This window comes from Streptomyces sp. NPDC107528 (genome assembly GCF_055639295.1).
This window is the reverse complement of sequence record NZ_JBVKAV010000004.1, coordinates 569,000-584,866: the sequence shown is the minus strand read 5'-3', so window position 1 is coordinate 584,866 and position 15,867 is coordinate 569,000. Positions and strand designations below refer to the sequence as shown.

15 protein-coding genes are annotated in these 15,867 nt (G+C 70.4%); 6 read left to right on the top strand and 9 right to left on the bottom strand.

All coding sequences use genetic code 11. The annotated features are described in order from the left end of the window. Positions 1-28 precede the first annotated feature (28 nt). On the top strand, positions 29-940 hold the full coding sequence (locus tag ACZ7L5_RS16360; RefSeq protein WP_328426320.1) for an RNA polymerase sigma factor SigF: 912 nt from the start codon (positions 29-31) through the stop codon (positions 938-940). 49 nt (positions 941-989) lie between these two features. Beyond that, on the top strand, positions 990-1,757 hold the full coding sequence (locus ACZ7L5_RS16355; protein WP_471517196.1) for a hypothetical protein: 768 nt from the start codon (positions 990-992) through the stop codon (positions 1,755-1,757). A gap of 22 nt (positions 1,758-1,779) precedes the next feature. On the opposite strand, the gene ACZ7L5_RS16350 is transcribed toward ACZ7L5_RS16355, so the two are convergent. Further along, on the bottom strand, positions 1,780-1,974 hold the full coding sequence (locus tag ACZ7L5_RS16350) for a hypothetical protein (protein WP_471517194.1): 195 nt from the start codon (positions 1,972-1,974) through the stop codon (positions 1,780-1,782). 205 nt (positions 1,975-2,179) lie between these two features. Here ACZ7L5_RS16350 and ACZ7L5_RS16345 point away from each other — a divergent pair, with 205 nt between their 5' ends. From ACZ7L5_RS16345 to ACZ7L5_RS16330, 4 genes are all read left to right on the top strand, one after another. Further along, entirely contained in the window at positions 2,180-2,632 is a 453-nt protein-coding gene (locus ACZ7L5_RS16345; RefSeq protein WP_362387024.1) for a MarR family winged helix-turn-helix transcriptional regulator, read from the top strand. Between the two features lie 88 nt (positions 2,633-2,720). Beyond that, the gene (locus ACZ7L5_RS16340; RefSeq protein ID WP_471517368.1) at positions 2,721-5,165 is read left to right on the top strand and encodes an MFS transporter; all 2,445 of its coding nucleotides are present in this window, start codon (positions 2,721-2,723) and stop codon (positions 5,163-5,165) included. Positions 5,166-5,259: 94 nt separating this feature from the next. Next, entirely contained in the window at positions 5,260-6,084 is an 825-nt protein-coding gene (locus ACZ7L5_RS16335) for a YceI family protein (RefSeq protein WP_471517192.1), read from the top strand. A 49-nt stretch (positions 6,085-6,133) separates the two neighbouring features. Next, positions 6,134-6,607: a PPOX class F420-dependent oxidoreductase gene (locus tag ACZ7L5_RS16330; protein WP_467476846.1), complete on the top strand. Its 474-nt coding sequence runs from the start codon at positions 6,134-6,136 to the stop codon at positions 6,605-6,607. On the opposite strand, the gene ACZ7L5_RS16325 is transcribed toward ACZ7L5_RS16330, so the two are convergent. The 8 genes from ACZ7L5_RS16325 to ACZ7L5_RS16290 form a co-directional block, all read right to left on the bottom strand. Beyond that, positions 6,604-7,398, bottom strand: coding sequence for a TetR/AcrR family transcriptional regulator (locus tag ACZ7L5_RS16325; RefSeq protein ID WP_471517190.1), 795 nt, complete (start codon positions 7,396-7,398; stop codon positions 6,604-6,606). The genes ACZ7L5_RS16330 and ACZ7L5_RS16325 overlap by 4 nt on opposite strands. A 155-nt stretch (positions 7,399-7,553) precedes the next feature. After that, positions 7,554-9,059 carry an MFS transporter gene (locus ACZ7L5_RS16320; RefSeq protein ID WP_471517188.1) on the bottom strand — a complete coding sequence of 502 codons (1,506 nt, stop codon included), beginning with the start codon at positions 9,057-9,059 and terminating at the stop codon, positions 7,554-7,556. A gap of 114 nt (positions 9,060-9,173) precedes the next feature. Then, entirely contained in the window at positions 9,174-11,396 is a 2,223-nt protein-coding gene (locus tag ACZ7L5_RS16315; RefSeq protein ID WP_471517186.1) for an ArnT family glycosyltransferase, read from the bottom strand. Continuing rightward, complete coding sequence (locus ACZ7L5_RS16310; RefSeq protein ID WP_471517184.1) at positions 11,393-12,934, bottom strand: bifunctional glycosyltransferase family 2/GtrA family protein; 1,542 nt, start codon at positions 12,932-12,934, stop codon at positions 11,393-11,395. Before ACZ7L5_RS16310 ends, ACZ7L5_RS16315 begins: the two co-directional genes overlap by 4 nt. A 14-nt stretch (positions 12,935-12,948) precedes the next feature. Beyond that, positions 12,949-14,553 (bottom strand): ATP-binding protein, encoded by a 1,605-nt coding sequence (locus ACZ7L5_RS16305; protein ID WP_471517182.1) that lies wholly within the window; start codon positions 14,551-14,553, stop codon positions 12,949-12,951. Beyond that, the gene (locus ACZ7L5_RS16300) at positions 14,550-15,290 is read right to left on the bottom strand and encodes a response regulator transcription factor (protein WP_471517180.1); all 741 of its coding nucleotides are present in this window, start codon (positions 15,288-15,290) and stop codon (positions 14,550-14,552) included. Before ACZ7L5_RS16300 ends, ACZ7L5_RS16305 begins: the two co-directional genes overlap by 4 nt. A 78-nt stretch (positions 15,291-15,368) precedes the next feature. Continuing rightward, positions 15,369-15,635 carry an antibiotic biosynthesis monooxygenase family protein gene (locus ACZ7L5_RS16295; RefSeq protein WP_471517178.1) on the bottom strand — a complete coding sequence of 89 codons (267 nt, stop codon included), beginning with the start codon at positions 15,633-15,635 and terminating at the stop codon, positions 15,369-15,371. Continuing rightward, positions 15,632-15,760, bottom strand: a complete 129-nt coding sequence (locus tag ACZ7L5_RS16290; RefSeq protein ID WP_471517177.1) for a hypothetical protein — start codon at positions 15,758-15,760, stop codon at positions 15,632-15,634. Before ACZ7L5_RS16290 ends, ACZ7L5_RS16295 begins: the two co-directional genes overlap by 4 nt. Positions 15,761-15,867 lie beyond the last annotated feature (107 nt).

The window sequence follows — 15,867 nt, the reverse complement described above, 5'->3', positions numbered from 1 at the left end:
GACCGTCCCGCGACCCAAAGGGGGTGGCATGTCCGCAGACCAGGGCAGCTCGAAGGTGCTCACGCTCACAAAGAGCGAGTCCGCGCCCGACGCCGTTCTCGACGACGTCACGGCTCTGGAGGCCGTCCCGGCCCAGGCCCTCCCGGCAACCGATGTCCCGGCCGTCCCGGCCTCGGGTGACATCGACACCCGCACCCTGTCCCGCTCCCTGTTCCTGCGGCTCGCCGCACTGGACGAGCACAGCCCCGAACGCGCGTACGTCCGGGACACGCTGATCGAACTCAACCTCCCGCTGGTGCGCTACGCGGCCGCCCGCTTCCGCTCGCGCAACGAGCCGATGGAGGACATCGTCCAGGTCGGCACCATCGGCCTGATCAAGGCGATCGACCGCTTCGACTGCGAACGCGGCGTGGAGTTCCCGACGTTCGCGATGCCGACGGTGGTCGGCGAGATCAAGCGGTTCTTCCGCGACACCTCGTGGTCGGTGCGCGTGCCGCGCCGGCTCCAGGAGCTGCGCCTCGCCCTCACCAAGGCCAGCGACGAGCTCTCCCAGAAGCTGGACCGCTCCCCGACGGTGACCGAACTCGCCGCCGTGCTGGGCGTGTCCGAGGAGGACGTCGTCGACGGCCTCGCGGTCGGCAACGCGTACACCGCCTCCTCGCTGGACTCCCCGGCCCCGGAGGACGACGGCGGCGAGGGCTCCCTGGCCGACCGGCTCGGGTACGAGGACACCGCCCTTGAGGGCGTCGAGTACCGCGAGTCCCTCAAGCCGCTGCTGGCCAAACTCCCGCCCCGCGAGCGCCGGATCATCATGCTCCGCTTCTTCGCGAACATGACCCAGTCGCAGATCGGCGAGGAGGTCGGCATCTCCCAGATGCACGTCTCCCGGCTGCTGACCCGGACCCTGGCGCAGCTGCGCGAAGGCCTCATCTCCGACTGACTCCTGCTCCCCTCTTCATATTTGACGGAGCGTCAGCCACCATGGCCCGATGCCTCGCCGGATATGGACGACCTCGACACCTGGCCGTCGGCGCACCGTGATCGGTGCTTCGGCGGCCGTCGTCTGCCTGGGCGGGGCGCTGGCCGCGTGCGGGGGCGGCGGAGGCGGTGACGGGTATGTCGCGACGGGCGCGGCGGGCGGCCCGCCCCGCATCTCCGGTACTGCTGCCGCACCGACGGGCGAGGTGACGCTGGTGCCGCTCGACGGGCCGAAGGGCGGCGAGGGTGGCGAGGGTGGCGACAACAGCGGTGACAGCGGTGAGAGGGGCCGTAACTCCCCTGGCCAGGGCGGGAGTCAGGAGCTGACAGCTGCCCAGGAAGCAGAGCGCGAAGGGACGGCGAGTCCCGGCAGTCCCCCGAGCGAATCCCCCGGCCGTGCGGTCACGCCGGCCGACCCGGCCGCCCCGCCCGGCAGTTCACCCGCACCCTCGACGCCCGCGACCACTCCCTCGCCCGCGAAGCTGACCGTGAGCGACCCCGTACGGGAGCCCGCGGACAAGCGCTGGTGCGAGAAGGTGACGCTCGACTTCCGCAACTCGGGCGGCACGGCCGTGCGTTCGGGCACCGTCACCTTCGGCACCCACATCATCGGCGCGCTCGGCATCGACTGGGCGACGATCGAGTCGTCGGAGGAAATCCCGACGCCGATCAAGGCCGGCGCGCACAAGGAGAAGAGCTGGACGGTGTGCGTCGAGTCCTGGCGGGTGCCGCTCGGCATGCACGTCGAGACGCAGGACGTCTCCGTCCAGTGGGACTAGGCCTGTCGCAGGGGCCGTAGATCTACTTGAGTGCCAGCCAGGCGACCGCCGCGACGATCACCACGGCGGCGATCACGCCGACGATCAGGCCGATGCGGGGACCGCTCGAAGCCGCCTGCTGCCGACCGCCCTGCGGGCCCTCGTCGACGAACGCGCGGAACATCTGGGTGTTGCCTGCGGGGTCCTGGTTGCCCTGGGGGCCCTGGGTGTTAGCCATGGCCTGAGACCCTAGCGAATTCGCGCGTTCGGCCCAAGTGGGGGCTGCCGCCCTGCACAGGGGGTCACAGGACCCACCCGACCTGCACATTTACGGTCGCAATACTTGCCTTTGCCAAGTTTTTGCGGCCAGCCGCCTCACTTTGTTTGCCTGTAGCAACCAATGGCTTCTATGGTTGCCCTAAGCAACAAACGACGGAGGTGTGATGGCCGAGCAGGCGCAGTACGAGGAGCTGGTCCGTCAGTTCAGCGCCTTCGGCGCCGTGAAGCGGGAGATGGGGCGGGTCCTGCCGTCCGACTGTCCCGCCGGTTCCGCCGCCGTCCTGACCTTGCTGAACCGCCACGGCGACATGCGCATGAGCAAGCTCGCGGAGTTGCTGGCCGTGGACATGTCGGTCACCAGTCGCCATGTCGCCCACATCGTGGAGCGCGGCTGGATCGAACGGTCCGCCGACCCGGCGGACAAGCGTTCACGCATCCTGCGCCTGACGCCCGAGGGCCTGGCACAGGTGGACCGCCTTTCGCGGTGCACCACGCAGATGCTCGCCGAGCGCCTGAGCGACTGGACCGATGACGAGGTCGCCCAGCTCACCCGGCTCATGGCGCGGCTGAGGTCGTCCTTCGACGAGTCCCCCCGTACACCCGCGATCACCCAGTAGGAAAAGGAATTTCATGGCAACGACCACACCAGCCGGTGTGCGGGCGCACGCCAAGCACTCAGCAGGTGCCTCCGCCGACGGCGCCCCGATGTCGCACCGGCAGATCATGGAGGCACTGACCGGGCTGCTGCTCGGCATGTTCGTCGCGATCCTGTCGTCGACGATCGTCTCCAACGCCCTGCCCGACATCATCAAGGACCTCGGCGGCGGCCAGAGCGCCTACACCTGGGTGGTCACCGCGTCGCTGCTGGCGATGACCGCGTCCACCCCGCTGTGGGGCAAGCTCGCCGACCTCTTCTCCAAGAAGCTCCTCATACAGCTGGCCCTCGTGATCTTTGTGGCCGGCTCCGCCCTGGCCGGTCTGTCGCAGAACCCGGCCATGCTCATCACGTTCCGCGCGGTGCAGGGCATCGGCATGGGCGGTCTGTCCTCGCTGGCCCAGATCATCCTGGCCGCGATGATCTCCCCGCGTGAGCGCGGCCGGTACAACGGCTACCTCGGCGCCACCTTCGCGACCGCGATGGTCGGCGGCCCGCTGATCGGCGGCGTCATCACCGACACCGACTGGCTCGGCTGGCGCTGGTGCTTCTACGTCGGCGTGCCCTTCGCCGTCGTCGCCCTGATCGTGCTGCAGCGCACCCTGCACCTCCCGGTCGTCCGCCGGAAGGTCAAGGTCGACTGGGCCGGCGCCTTCTTCATCACCGCCGCGGTCTGCCTGCTGCTGGTCTGGGTGACCTTCGCCGGTGACAAGTACGACTGGCTGTCCTGGCAGACCTACGCGATGACCGGCGGCGCGCTCGCGCTGCTGCTGATCTTCGTCCTCGTCGAGTCCAAGGCGAGCGAGCCGATCGTCCCGCTGCGCCTGTTCCGCAACCGCACCATCACGCTCGCCTCGCTGGCGTCCCTCTTCGTCGGCATCGCGATGTTCGCGGGCACGATCTTCTTCAGCCAGTACTTCCAGCTGGCCCGCAACGAGTCGCCGACCATGTCCGGTGTCCTGACGATCCCGATGATCGTCGGCCTGTTCGTCTCGTCGACCGTCTCCGGCCAGGTCATCACCCGCACCGGCCGCTGGAAGGCGTGGCTGCTCGCCGGCGGTGTGCTGGTGACGGCGGGCCTCGGGCTGCTGGGCACGATCCGCTACGACACCGAGTACTGGCATGTCGCGATCTTCATGGCCCTGCTGGGTCTCGGCGTCGGCATGATGATGCAGAACCTGGTCCTGGCGACCCAGAACCAGGTGGCCCCGAGCGACCTGGGCGTCGCCAGCTCGGTCGTGAACTTCTTCCGCTCCCTCGGCGGCGCCATGGGCGTCTCGGCCCTCGGCGCGGTCCTCAGTCACCGCATCACCCACTACGCCGAGGAGGGCATGACCAAGCTCGGCGTCCAGGGCGGCTCGTCCGGCCACGGCGAGATCCCCGACCTCGACGCGCTGCCGGGGCCGGTGCGCACGGTCATCGAGAGCGCGTACGGCCACGGCGTCGCGGACGTGTTCCTGTACGCCGCGCCGATCGCCTTCCTCGCCCTCCTGTTCGCCCTGTTCATCAAGGAGGTCCCGTTGAAGACCAAGGGCGCACTGGCCCAGGCCGCCGAGCCCGCGACGCCGGAGCCCGCCGAGGCCGCCGCGCCGGCCGCCGCGCAGGAGCGGGTCCCGAGCTGGGCCGCCGCCTCCGCCTCGTCGGACACGGAAGCCGATCCCGACGGCACCCGGAAGCTCGCCGCCGTCGCCACGGTGGCGCGTGCCGAGGAGACCGGCGGTGCGTCGTCCGGCGGCGTCCCGGTCCACGGCTTCGTGCGGGGCGCGGAGAGTGCGCCGGTGCCTCAGGCCGCCGTCACGCTGATCTCCCTGGCCGGACGCCAGCTGGGCCGCTCGGTGGCACAGGGCGACGGCTCGTACGCGGTCGACGCGCCCGGCGCGGGCTCGTACGTCCTGATCGCCTCCGCCGACGGCTTCCAGCCGCAGGCCTCCACGATCGTCGTCAACGGTGACGAGGCGATGGCGTACGACATTCTGCTCAGCGGCACCAGCGGGCTGACCGGTGTGGTCCGGGCCGCGGGGAGCGCGCTGGCCGTCAAGGACGCGATGGTGATCGTCACCGACGTGCGCGGCGATCTGCTGGCCACCGCAGCCACCGGCGAGCAGGGCGAGTTCAGCTTCGCCGAGCTGGTCCCGGGTGCCGTGACCGTCGCGGTGAACGCCGCCGGATACCGGCCGCGCGCCCTACCCGTCGAGATCGGCGGCACCGGGGTCACCCGGGTCGAGGTCGACCTGGAGGCAGGTGCCCAGGTCCAGGGCGTCGTACGGGCGCCGCACGGTCCGCTGGCCGACGCGCGCGTCACGCTGGTGGACGCCGCGGGCAACGTCGTGGGCAGTGCCACCACCGGGCCGGACGGGGCGTACGCCTTCACCGACCTCGACGGCGGCGAGTACACGGTCATCGCGACGGGCTACCCGCCGGTGGCGACGGCCCTGACGGTCACCGGCCGCGGAGCCGACGACCACGACATCGCGCTCGCCCACCCCGGCGAGTAGCCGAACCCCGGCCCGTGGTGGCGGCGCGCTCTGAGCGGAGGTGCGCCGCCGCCGCGGGCCGGTTCTTTTTGAGACCTTCTGAGGAGTACGTGAGATGGGACTGACCGCGAGGATCCGTACCCGGGACGGTTGGGCCGTGTCGCACGCGGTCGTCACGGTGACGGACATGACCGGAACGCAGGTGCTGCGGCTGGAGGCGGACGCGGAAGGGGCCGTACGGGACGCGAACCCGCTGGCCCCGGGGGCGTACACCGTCATCGTCACCGCCGTCGGCTACGCCCCCGCCGCCGCGAGCGCGATCGTCACCGCGAGCGGCCGGGCCGAGGTCGGCACGGTGACGCTGGCCCGGCAGGGCGGCACGGAACTGCCGCCGCCCGGGCCGTGGACGGTCGACCCGGTCCACTCCAGCGTGGCCGCCGTCGCCCAGCACCTCGGCATCTCCAGCGTGCACGGGCGGTTCACGGAGTTCGGGGGCTCGATCGAGATCGCGCCGGACGATGTGACCAAGTCGCGGGTCGAGGCGGTGATCCGGGCCGACTCGATCGACACGGGGAACGGCATGCGGGACGGGCACCTGAAGTCGCCGGACTTCCTGGATGTGGAGAAGTTCCCCGAGATCACGTACCGCTCCACGGGGGTCACGGCTGCCGCGGGCACCGACCGCTGGACGGTGCACGGCGAGCTCACCATGCACGGTGTCGTACGGCCGGTGGACCTGGACCTCGCCTACCTCGGCACGGGCGCCGACCCCTGGGGCGGCACACGGGCGGCGTTCCGGGCGACGACCGAACTGCACCGGGACGACTTCGCCATGAACTACAACCAGGTCGTGCAGGCGGGGATCGCGGCCATCGGTACGACGCTCAAGGTCGAGCTGGACATCCAGGCGGTCCAGGGGGAATCCCTGCCGCAAGGGTAGGCACGCCAGGGTCAGGCTGAGAGGGCCGGCCGGCCCCTACGCTGACCCCATGGCACCGAACATCGCGACCAACACGCGCGTTTCGCTCGAAGAACTGCTCGACTTCGTACGGCCCCGTCACCGCGCCATCCTGCTGACCCGGCGGGCCGACGGCAGCGCGCAGGCCTCGCCGCTGACCTGCGGGGTGGACGACTCGGGGCGGATCGTGGTGTCCACTTACCCCGAGCGGGCCAAGACGCGCAACGCCAAGCGGGACCAGCGGGTCAGCCTGCTCGTGCTGAGCGACGACTGGAACGGGCCGTGGGTGCAGATCGACGGTTCCGCCGAGGTCATCGACTCGCCGGAGTCGGTGGAGCCGCTCGTCGAGTACTACCGCAACATCGCCGGGGAGCATCCGGACTGGGACGAGTACCGGTCGGCGATGCTGAAGCAGGGGAAGTCGATCATTCGGGTCACGCCGGAGAAGTGGGGGCCGGTGGCGACGGGTGGGTTTCCTGCGCGGCTCGTCGAGGGCGGCGCCTAAGGGGCAGGGGGCTGGGAGGCAGGAGGCTGTGGGGCGCTTCGCGCCACCATGGCCTCGATGCCCGCCACCAGAAGGTCCAGGGCGAAGCCGAAGTCCCGCTCCCACATCTCCTGCACCGTGTCGCCGCCCCGCGCCTCCATGAGCTCCGCGGACTCCTGGACGATGTCGGCGGCCTCCGGGGCCTGGGTGACCGTGCTCATGGCGTGCTGGAAGTAGTCGTCGGGGGTCATGCCGAACGCCGCGCTGCGGGCGATGAAATGGCCCTCGATCGTCCCGAAGCCGTACACGAACTGGAAGACGGCGGAGATGGCCGCGACCAGGCCGTGTGCCGGGAGGCCGGTCCTGCGGATGATCCGCTGGACCAGGCGGGAGAAGGCGAGGCTGTTCGGGCCGATGTTGACATACGTGCCGATCAGCGGCGACAGCCACGGGTGCCGGACCAGCAGGCCGCGGTACTCGCGGGCCAGCGCGCGCAGTTGGTCCCGCCAGTCCTCGTCGGTCTCCGGGTCGGGCAGGGTCAGCTCACCGAACGCGGCGTCCAGGGCGAGTTCGAGGAGGTCGTCCTTGGTGTCGACGTACCAGTACACGGACATCGCGGTCACGTTCAGCTCGGCGGCCAGGCGTCGCATGGAGAACTTGGCCAGCCCGTCCGCGTCCAGCAGCCGTATGGTCACCTCGGTGATCCGGTCCCGGTCGAGGCCGGAGGGCTGCCCGCCGCCCCGTCCGCCACGACGTTCCTTGCCCTCAAGCCAGACGCTGGTCCGCGCGGACTGCCCGGCTGCCCTCACCATGGCGCACCTTCCTCGACTCCGACACTGATCAAGATGCTAGGCGGCAACGCCCCCATAGGGGCGCGGGGCTGTGTCTATTCGCGGCTCCGCCGCGTGGGCGCGATCAGCCACAACGAACCGGCAGTCGCGCCCCACAGCCCCTGCGTCCCGAGCTCTCAGGCGAACTCTGCCCGCTCAGCACGCCGAAGCAACGCCCACGCGACCAACCCCCCGAGCAGCACAGCCGCCGCCCCCACCAACAGACTGCTCTCCAGCCCGGACGAGAACGCGTCCAGGATCCGCCCCTTCTCGGCCTCGCCGTCCGCCATGGACAGCGCCGCCGGCAGGGACGTCGCCGCCACCGGAATCAACGCCGCGAACCGCGAATTGAGCAGCGCCCCCAGCACGGCGACCCCGAGCCCCGTGCCGAACTCCGCCACCGTCCCGTTGATCCCGCCGCCGACCCCGGCCTTCTCCGGCGGAATCGCGCTCATGATGGCGTGTGACATCGCCGGACTGGCGACCGCGGCACCGGTGCCGATGAGGACCAGCCCCAGCAGCGTGCCGGCGTAACCGCCGGAGGCCATCGTGGCGATGGAGGCCAGGCCGGCCGCCATGACCGCCATGCCGAGCCCGATGGCGAGCGGGTTACCCAGTCGGGCCGACCACTTCGCCGCCACGCCGGTGAAGTTCAGCGCCACGATCATCAGGGCGAGCGGGGCTGTGCGCAGCCCGGCCTCCAGGGGCTCGTAGCCGAGCACGAACTGCATGTGCTGGGTGAGCAGGAAGAGCGACCCGCCCATGCCGAAGGTGATGAGGATTCCGCCCGAGACCGCCCCTGTGAACTGCCGGTTCCGGAAGAAGTGCATGTCGATCATGGGGTACGGGATCCGGCTCTCCCAGTACGCGAAGGCGACCAGCACAACGACGGCCACGGCCGCCGTCATCAGGACGCGGCCCGACACCCAGCCGTGTTCGGGCCCGGAGATGATCGCGTACACCAGGGAGGCCATGCCGATCGTGGAGAGCACGGCGCCGAGCAGGTCGGGGCGGTCTCCCTGCGGGTTCTTCGACTCCGGGACCAGCATCACGACGGCCACCAGGGCGAGCACCGCCACCGGGATGTTGATCAGGAAGATCGCGCCCCACCAGAAGTGGTTCAGCATGAAGCCGCCGAGCAGCGGACCCGCCGCGAAGCCCAGCGAGTTCACCGCGGCCCAGATGCCGATCGCCTTCGGCTGTTCCTCCGGCGTGAAGATCTGTATGGCCACGGCCAGGACGGTGGTCATCAGCAGGGCGCCGCCGACGCCCATGCCGGCGCGGGCCGCGATCAGCTGGCCCGTGGAGTCGGCGAGGCCGGCCACGAGCGAGCCCACGCCGAACAGGGCCAGGCCCGCGGCCAGCATCTTCTTGCGGCCGTAGCGGTCGGCGGCGCTGCCCGCCGTCAGGAGCAGACCCGACTGCACGAGCGAGTAGGCGTTGATCATCCACTGGATGTCGGAGGTGGCCGCACCCAGTTCGCGGGTGAGCGAGGGGATGGCCACGTTCAGGACGGTGTTGTCGAGCACCACGGTGAGCACCGCGACGCACAGGACACCGAGGATCAGCCACCGCTGCGGGTGGCCGCCCTGCGCCGCGGGCTGTGGCTCGGCCGGGGCCTGTTCCTGGGGGGACGTCGTCATGCTGTACACCGTAGAACAGATCCCATACACCGTACAACGCGAATTTCCGCCGCCCTGGAACGCCGGAAGGGCGTACGGCCTCGGCGGCCGTACGCCCTTCCTCTTCGAGAACCGTCAGCTGCCGGTCTGCTGCGTCAGGTCGTAGAACGTCGACGAGCCGGCCGTCACCTGCTTGAAGTTGGCCTCGACCCACTCGGTGATCTGCGAGGACGTGCCGCTGCTGCTGCCGCCCATGCCGCCGCCGGAGCCGCTGGAGATGAAGTAGTGGATCTTTCCTTCGGTCACGTACTTCTTGAACTCCGCCAGCGTCGGGGACGGGTCGGTGCCGTTGAAGCCGCCGATCGCCATGACCGGGTCGCCGGTGGAGAGCTGATAGCTCGCGGCGTTCTGGGCGCCGATGGCCGCGGCCACCCAGGTGTAGTCGCTCGCGTTCTTCTCCAGCAGGTCCTTGGCCTCGTCGCTGACGCCGGCGCCGTTGAGCAGGCCGCCCATGCCGCCGCCCATGCCGCCGCCGTCACCGGTCCGGCCGCCGGGGCCGCCCTGCTGCTGGTTCTGGCCCTGGGTGTTGCCATTGCCGTTCTGCCGGCCCTGGCCCGGCATACCGCCGCCCGGGAAGCCGTTGCCGTTCTGCTGGTTCTGGCCACCCTGCTGGCCCTGACCTTGGCCCTGGCCCTGCTGTCCCTGCTGGTTCTGGCCGGGCATGCCGCCACCGCCGGGGCCGCCGCCCATGCCGCCACCGCCGGGGCCACCGCCACGGCCGCCCGCGACCGCTGGGCCCGCCGTGACGATCGAGCCGGTGTGGCCCTCGTTCACCGTGGTGAGGGTGTACGCCGTCGGACTGGCCAGCGCCGCGACGAGGCCCAAACCGACGACCGCCATGGTGAGTTGACGTCCGAGCTTCGAGGCGAAGACCAGGCCCAGCGCCGCGGCCAGACCGCCGACCAGCACGACCCACTTCAGCCAGGGCAGATAGTCGGAGGAGCGGTTGAGCAGGACGTAGCCCCAGACCGCGGTGGCCGTCATCGCGGCGGCCAGGGTCAGCGACGCCCACGCCTTGTCGCGCTTCTCCCAGAGCAGCGCCGCTCCCATGCCGATCAGCGGGGCGATGTAGGGGGCGAGGGCCACCGTGTAGTACTCGTGGAAGATGCCCTGCATGTAGCTGAAGACCAGCATGGTCGTGATCAGGGCGCCGCCCCAGACCAGGAACGACCCGCGCGTCACCGACGTACGACGTGTCTTGCCCGTGGCCACCAGGCCCGCGATCAGCAGGATCAGCGCGGCCGGGATCAGCCAGGAGATCTGGCCGCCGATGCTGGAACTGAAGAGACGGTCCCAGCCGGTCTCGCCCCAGTTGCCGCCGCCGTTGCCGCCGCCACCGCCCCCGCCGACGCTGCCGGTCTCGTCGCCGTTGAGCCGGCCGAGGCCGTTGTAGCCGAAGGTCAGTTCAAGGAAGGAGTTGTTCTGCGAGCCGCCGATGTAGGGGCGGGAGGACGCGGGCCACAGTTCGACGATCGCGACCCACCAGCCGCCGGAGACCACGATCGCCGCGAGGCCCGCGGCGAGCTGACCGATCCGCTTCTTCACCGACACCGGCGCGCAGACCGCGTACACGAGCGCGAGCGGCGGCAGGACCAGGAAGGCCTGCAGGGTCTTGGCGAGGAACGCGAAACCGATCGCGACGCCGGCCCACACAAGCCACTTCGTACGGCCGTCCTCCAGGCCCCGGATGACGAAGTAGCAGGCCACGGCCATCAGCAGGGCCAGCATCGCGTCCGGGTTGTTGAACCGGAACATCAGCGCCGCGACGGGTGTGAGCGCCAGCACCGCGCCCGAGATCAGGCCGGCCGCGGGGCTGAACCGGCGGCGCACGGCCGCGTACACCACGGCCACCGTGCCGACGCCCATCAGGACCTCGGGGAGCAGGATCGCCCAGGAGTGGAGGCCGAGGAGGCGGACCGACAGGGCCATCGGCCACAGGGAGGCCGGGGGCTTGTCGACGGTGATGGCGTTGGCCGCGTCCAGCGAGCCGAAGAAGAACGCCTTCCAGGACTGGCTGCCCGCCTGGACGGCCGCCGAGTAGAAGGAGTTGGCGTAGCCGGAGGCACTCAGGTTGTAGAGGTAGAGGACGAGGGTGGCGAGGAGGAGGCCCAGGAAGGCCGGGCGGGCCCAGCGCGGGTCCTCGGGACGTCCGCGCCACAGCCGTCGTACAAAGGGCTGCTCGGGTTCACCGGCCTCGGGCGCCGGTGCCGCGGACGGGGGCGGCGGCGGAGGGCCCCAGGTGGCGGGGTCCGCGTCTCTGCCCTGGTCGTAGGTCTGCTGGTCGTAGTGAACGGTCATCGCAGGTCCCTGGAATCGGTGTCGTGCGGGCGCACCGGCTGCACCTGCATGGTGGCGTCCCGCCAGCTGCCGTCCGCGACTTCACCGGCGCGGAACTGAGTGGTGTCGAACGGGTGGTGGGGAGCGCTCCGGGTGACCGGGCGCTGTGGGAGCGGGCCGTGGTGGCCGGGCTGCGCCGTGGAGTCGGCGCCCACCGTGGAGTAGGTCGGGGAGGACGGGGTGTGGGCCGGGGTGTGGGCCGGGGTGTGGGCCGGGGTGTGGGCCGGGGTGTACGGGGCGCCCAGCGTCGCGTCGGCGTCGCGTCGGTCCGGGAACACCCACGCCCTGAAGAGCAGGAAGCGCAGCACGGTCGCCGCGAGGTTGGCGGCGATCAGGACGGCGAGTTCGGTCGAGTGGCCGGGGTCGCTGCTGGCCGCGTTCAGGGCGGCCAGCGAACCGCTGGTCAGGGCGAGTCCGATCCCGAAGACGACCAGGCCCTGCGCCTGGTGCCGGACGGCACCGCCCCGGCCGCGCACCCCGAAGGTGAGGCGCCGGTTGGCCGCCGTGTTGGCGATCGCGGAGACCAGCAGGGCGAGCGCGTTGGCGATCTGCGAGCCGGTGAAGACGCGGAAGCCGCTGTAGAGGAGGAGGTAGAAGAGGGTGGACAGGCCGCCGACGACACAGAAGCCGACGAGCTGACGGGCCAGGCCCTTGGGTACGTCCTTGATCTCGCGGTCGCGCGGGTCGTCGCCGAAGGGACGGGTGAGCCGGTCCAGCGACAGCGAGCCGGTCGCCAGGGCTCTGCCCACCCGCCACACGCCCTTGAGGTCGTCGGTCGCCGTCTTCACGATGCGCACCGTCGAGTTGGGGTCGTCGACCCAGTCGACCGGCACCTCGTGGATCCGCAGGCCCGCGCGCTCGGCGAGCACCAGCATCTCGGTGTCGAAGAACCAGCCGGTGTCCTCGATCAGCGGCAGCAGCAGCTGGGCGACATCGCGGCGTATCGCCTTGAAGCCGCACTGCGCGTCCGAGAAACGGGCCTGGAGCGAGCCGCGCAGGATGAGGTTGTACGTGCGGCTGATGAACTCCCGCTTGGCTCCGCGCACCACCCGCGCACTCCGGCTGAGCCGGGAGCCGATCGCCAGATCCGAGTGACCGGAGATCAGCGGTGCCACCAGCGGCAGCAGGGCGTTGAGGTCGGTGGACAGGTCCACGTCCATGTAGGCGAGGATCGGGGCCTCCGAGGACGACCAGACGGTCCGCAGCGCCCGGCCGCGGCCCTTCTGCTCCAGCCGGAAGGCCTTGACCTCCGGGATCTCCGCCTCCAGCCGTCGGGACACCTGGGGGGTGGTGTCCGTCGACGCGTTGTCCGCGATCGTGATGCGGAACGCGTACGGGAAGGTGCGCTTGAGGTGATCATGCACTCTCAGCACACACGGCTGGAGGTCCTTCTCCTCGTTGTAGACGGGGATCACTACGTCCAGAACAGGCGTACCGGCGTCGCCGGCCGGGAGGTGCTCCCGCGCCGGCAGGGTGCCGGGAGAAGAGTCGGTTCGCATGACACCGACTTTTGTCAGGCGCCCTGTTGGGCCCATGTGGTGGCACTGTGCTGTGCCTGTGAGTGCTGTTGCCAGCTCATTTCGGGGCTCGGCGGCGTGCGGAGCGCGGGCAGATGCACCGTGAAGACGGTCCGCCCGGGCACGCTGTCGACGGTCACGGCACCGCCGTGCGCGGTCGCCACGGCCTGCACGATCGCGAGGCCCAGGCCCGTGGAGCCGGTGGCACGGGAGCGCGCGGAGTCACCGCGCGCGAACCTCTCGAAGACGTGCGGGAGCAGATCGGACGGGATGCCCTGGCCGTTGTCCTCGACGTCCACGCACAGCCACGGGCCGCGCCGCTGCACACGGGCGGTGACGGTCGTACCCGGTGGGGTGTGGTTGCGGGCGTTGCCGAGCAGGTTGACGAGGACCTGTTGCAGGCGCGCCGCGTCCGCCGACACGAGCGCGGGCTCGTCGGGCAGGTCGAGGCGCCAGTTGTGGTCCATGCCGGCCGCGCGGGCGTCGCTGATGGTGTCCACGACGAGCGGGATGAGGTCGGTCTGCTCGAACTGCAGGGGCCGTCCGGCGTCCAGCCGGGCGAGCAGGAGGAGATCCTCGACGAGGAGCGTCATGCGCCCGGCCTCGGACTCGATACGGCCGAGCGCGTGCCGGGTGTCGGGGCCGACCTCCTCTCTGCCGCGTCTGGTCAGCTCGGCGTACCCGCGGATGGAGGCGAGCGGCGTCCTCAGCTCATGGCTGGCGTCGGCCACGAACTGCCGCACCCGCATCTCGCTCTGCTGGCGGGAGTGCAGGGCGCCGTGGACGTGGTCCAGCATCCGGTTGAGCGCGGCCCCGACCTGGCCGACCTCGGTGTGCGGGTCGGTCTCCGTCTCGGGGACGCGTTCGCTGAGGTTGACCTCGCCGGTGTGGAGGGGGAGTTCGGAGACGCGGGTGGCCGTGACGGCGACCCTGCGCAGGGGGCGGGTGGCCACGCCGACGATCACCGTGCCGGCGATACCGGCCGCGACCAGGGCGGCGGCGGTGACGCTGGCTTCGATGAGGATGAGGGTGTTGAGGGTTTTGTCGGCATCCGTGGTCGGGATTGCCACGTAGTAGCTGCCGTTGTCGCCGCTTCGGTACATGACGCGGTAGTCGCCGAGGCCCGGGATCTCGACGGTGTGCTCGTCGCCGTCCTGGGAAACGGCGTTGAGCGCGGTGATCTGGGCCTCGGTGAGGTCAACGGGATCCATGCCGCTGAAGTCGGTGCTGTCGGACGACTCCTTGCTGACCTTGGCTTCGGTGATGACGCCGTTCTGGACTTTCGCGGCGACCATGTTCTTCGACTCGGGTCCGCGCGTGACGAACGCGCCGAGGGTGAAGGTCTGTGCGGGTTTATCGGCTCCGTCTTTCTTGCCGGGGTCGCCACCGGGAGGCGCGCCTGCGGCCCGCCCACTGACCTCACGCAGCCGGTCGTTCAACTGCTCGTACAGATGAGACCGCAGGGCCAGCGTGGTCACAGTGCCGATCACCGCGGCAACCACGGCGATCAGCACCACGGAAGCGACGACGAGCCGCGTCCGCAGGGTGCGCGGTTGACCCGCCCGTCTCTTCTGCGTACGCGGTCGTCGTCGCCCGCTCATGACACCGCGGGCTTGATCAGGTAACCGGCACCGCGCCGGGTGTGGATCATCGGCTCCCGGCCGGCGTCGATCTTCCGGCGCAGGTAGGAGATGTACAGCTCGACGACATTGGCCTGCCCGCCGAAGTCGTAGGACCAGACCCGGTCGAGTATCTGGGCCTTGCTGAGCACGCGCCGCGGGTTGCGCATGAGGAAGCGCAGCAACTCGAACTCGGTGGCGGTGAGGTGGATGTTCTCCCCGCCCCGCGACACCTCGTGGCTGTCCTCGTCGAGGGTGAGGTCCCCGACCACCAGCACGGAGTCGGAGCGCCGGTCGGCGGCGCCGGAACGCCGGATGAGCCCGCGCAGCCGGGCCACGACCTCCTCCAGGCTGAACGGCTTGGTGACGTAGTCGTCCCCACCGGCGGTGAGCCCGGCGATACGGTCCTCCACGGCGTCCTTGGCCGTCAGGAACAGCACCGGCACGTCCGGCAACTCACGCCGCAGCCGGGCGAGAACGGCCAGCCCGTCCATGTCCGGCAGCATCATGTCCAGGACGACGGCGTCGGGCCGGAAGTCACGCGCGGTCTGGATGGCACCGGTGCCATCCCCCGCACTCCGGATCTGCCAGCCCTCGTAACGCAGGGCCATGGACAGGAGTTCGGTGATCGACATCTCGTCGTCCACCACAAGCACTCGGACGGGGCTCCCGTCCGGCCTCAGCAGTTCGGTGCGCCCCTGGGGCGAGGTCGTGGTCATAGCGGACACCATGTCGGGGTCCTCTGAGAACACGCTTTCTGAAACCTGTGATTTTCCTGAGAAACGCACAGGAGGCTCTCAGGGAGCCCCTGGGAACTCCTTGGCCGACGGCGAGTTCGGGCCCCCGCCGACGCGCTCGAACGCGGTGCTCCGCTCGACCCGGGCGATGTGCACGACGTACCGCTCGTACCAGTGCTCACGACCGTACGCCGTGGCCGCACGGTGCTCCGCGTCGGTCCGCCACTGCTCGATGCCGGCGAGGTCCCGGAAGTAGGCGACAGTCACGGACAGGCCGCCCGGCGTGTGTGCCGAGTCCTCGCCGAGGAACCCGGGGACCTCCTTCACCAGCTCTCCATGCGTTCGGCGGTCGCGTGGTACCCGGCATCCGTCTCGGTGCGCACGGACGTGAACACGACTGCGTAGTAAGGGATTTCATGGGCCGCGACAGGTGCAATGTGGTGATCGCTCATGTCAGTCACCATCGGTCCCGGCGCCGCACGTCGTCCAGGCTCCTTACCGAAAGGGATCCGGACGGGATCCAACTCTTTGCCAAAGCCGACCCTTCCAGCGCGGGGAC

Coding starts and splice junctions, on each gene's coding strand:
- ACZ7L5_RS16360 (WP_328426320.1), top strand. CDS start 29: ATGTCCGCAGACCAGGGCAGCTCGAAGGTGCTCACGCTCACAAAGAGC.
- ACZ7L5_RS16355 (WP_471517196.1), top strand. CDS start 990: ATGCCTCGCCGGATATGGACGACCTCGACACCTGGCCGTCGGCGCACC.
- ACZ7L5_RS16350 (WP_471517194.1), bottom strand. CDS start 1,974: ATGGCTAACACCCAGGGCCCCCAGGGCAACCAGGACCCCGCAGGCAAC.
- ACZ7L5_RS16345 (WP_362387024.1), top strand. CDS start 2,180: ATGGCCGAGCAGGCGCAGTACGAGGAGCTGGTCCGTCAGTTCAGCGCC.
- ACZ7L5_RS16340 (WP_471517368.1), top strand. CDS start 2,721: ATGTCGCACCGGCAGATCATGGAGGCACTGACCGGGCTGCTGCTCGGC.
- ACZ7L5_RS16335 (WP_471517192.1), top strand. CDS start 5,260: ATGGGACTGACCGCGAGGATCCGTACCCGGGACGGTTGGGCCGTGTCG.
- ACZ7L5_RS16330 (WP_467476846.1), top strand. CDS start 6,134: ATGGCACCGAACATCGCGACCAACACGCGCGTTTCGCTCGAAGAACTG.
- ACZ7L5_RS16325 (WP_471517190.1), bottom strand. CDS start 7,398: ATGGTGAGGGCAGCCGGGCAGTCCGCGCGGACCAGCGTCTGGCTTGAG.
- ACZ7L5_RS16320 (WP_471517188.1), bottom strand. CDS start 9,059: ATGACGACGTCCCCCCAGGAACAGGCCCCGGCCGAGCCACAGCCCGCG.
- ACZ7L5_RS16315 (WP_471517186.1), bottom strand. CDS start 11,396: ATGACCGTTCACTACGACCAGCAGACCTACGACCAGGGCAGAGACGCG.
- ACZ7L5_RS16310 (WP_471517184.1), bottom strand. CDS start 12,934: ATGCGAACCGACTCTTCTCCCGGCACCCTGCCGGCGCGGGAGCACCTC.
- ACZ7L5_RS16305 (WP_471517182.1), bottom strand. CDS start 14,553: ATGAGCGGGCGACGACGACCGCGTACGCAGAAGAGACGGGCGGGTCAA.
- ACZ7L5_RS16300 (WP_471517180.1), bottom strand. CDS start 15,290: ATGACCACGACCTCGCCCCAGGGGCGCACCGAACTGCTGAGGCCGGAC.
- ACZ7L5_RS16290 (WP_471517177.1), bottom strand. CDS start 15,760: ATGAGCGATCACCACATTGCACCTGTCGCGGCCCATGAAATCCCTTAC.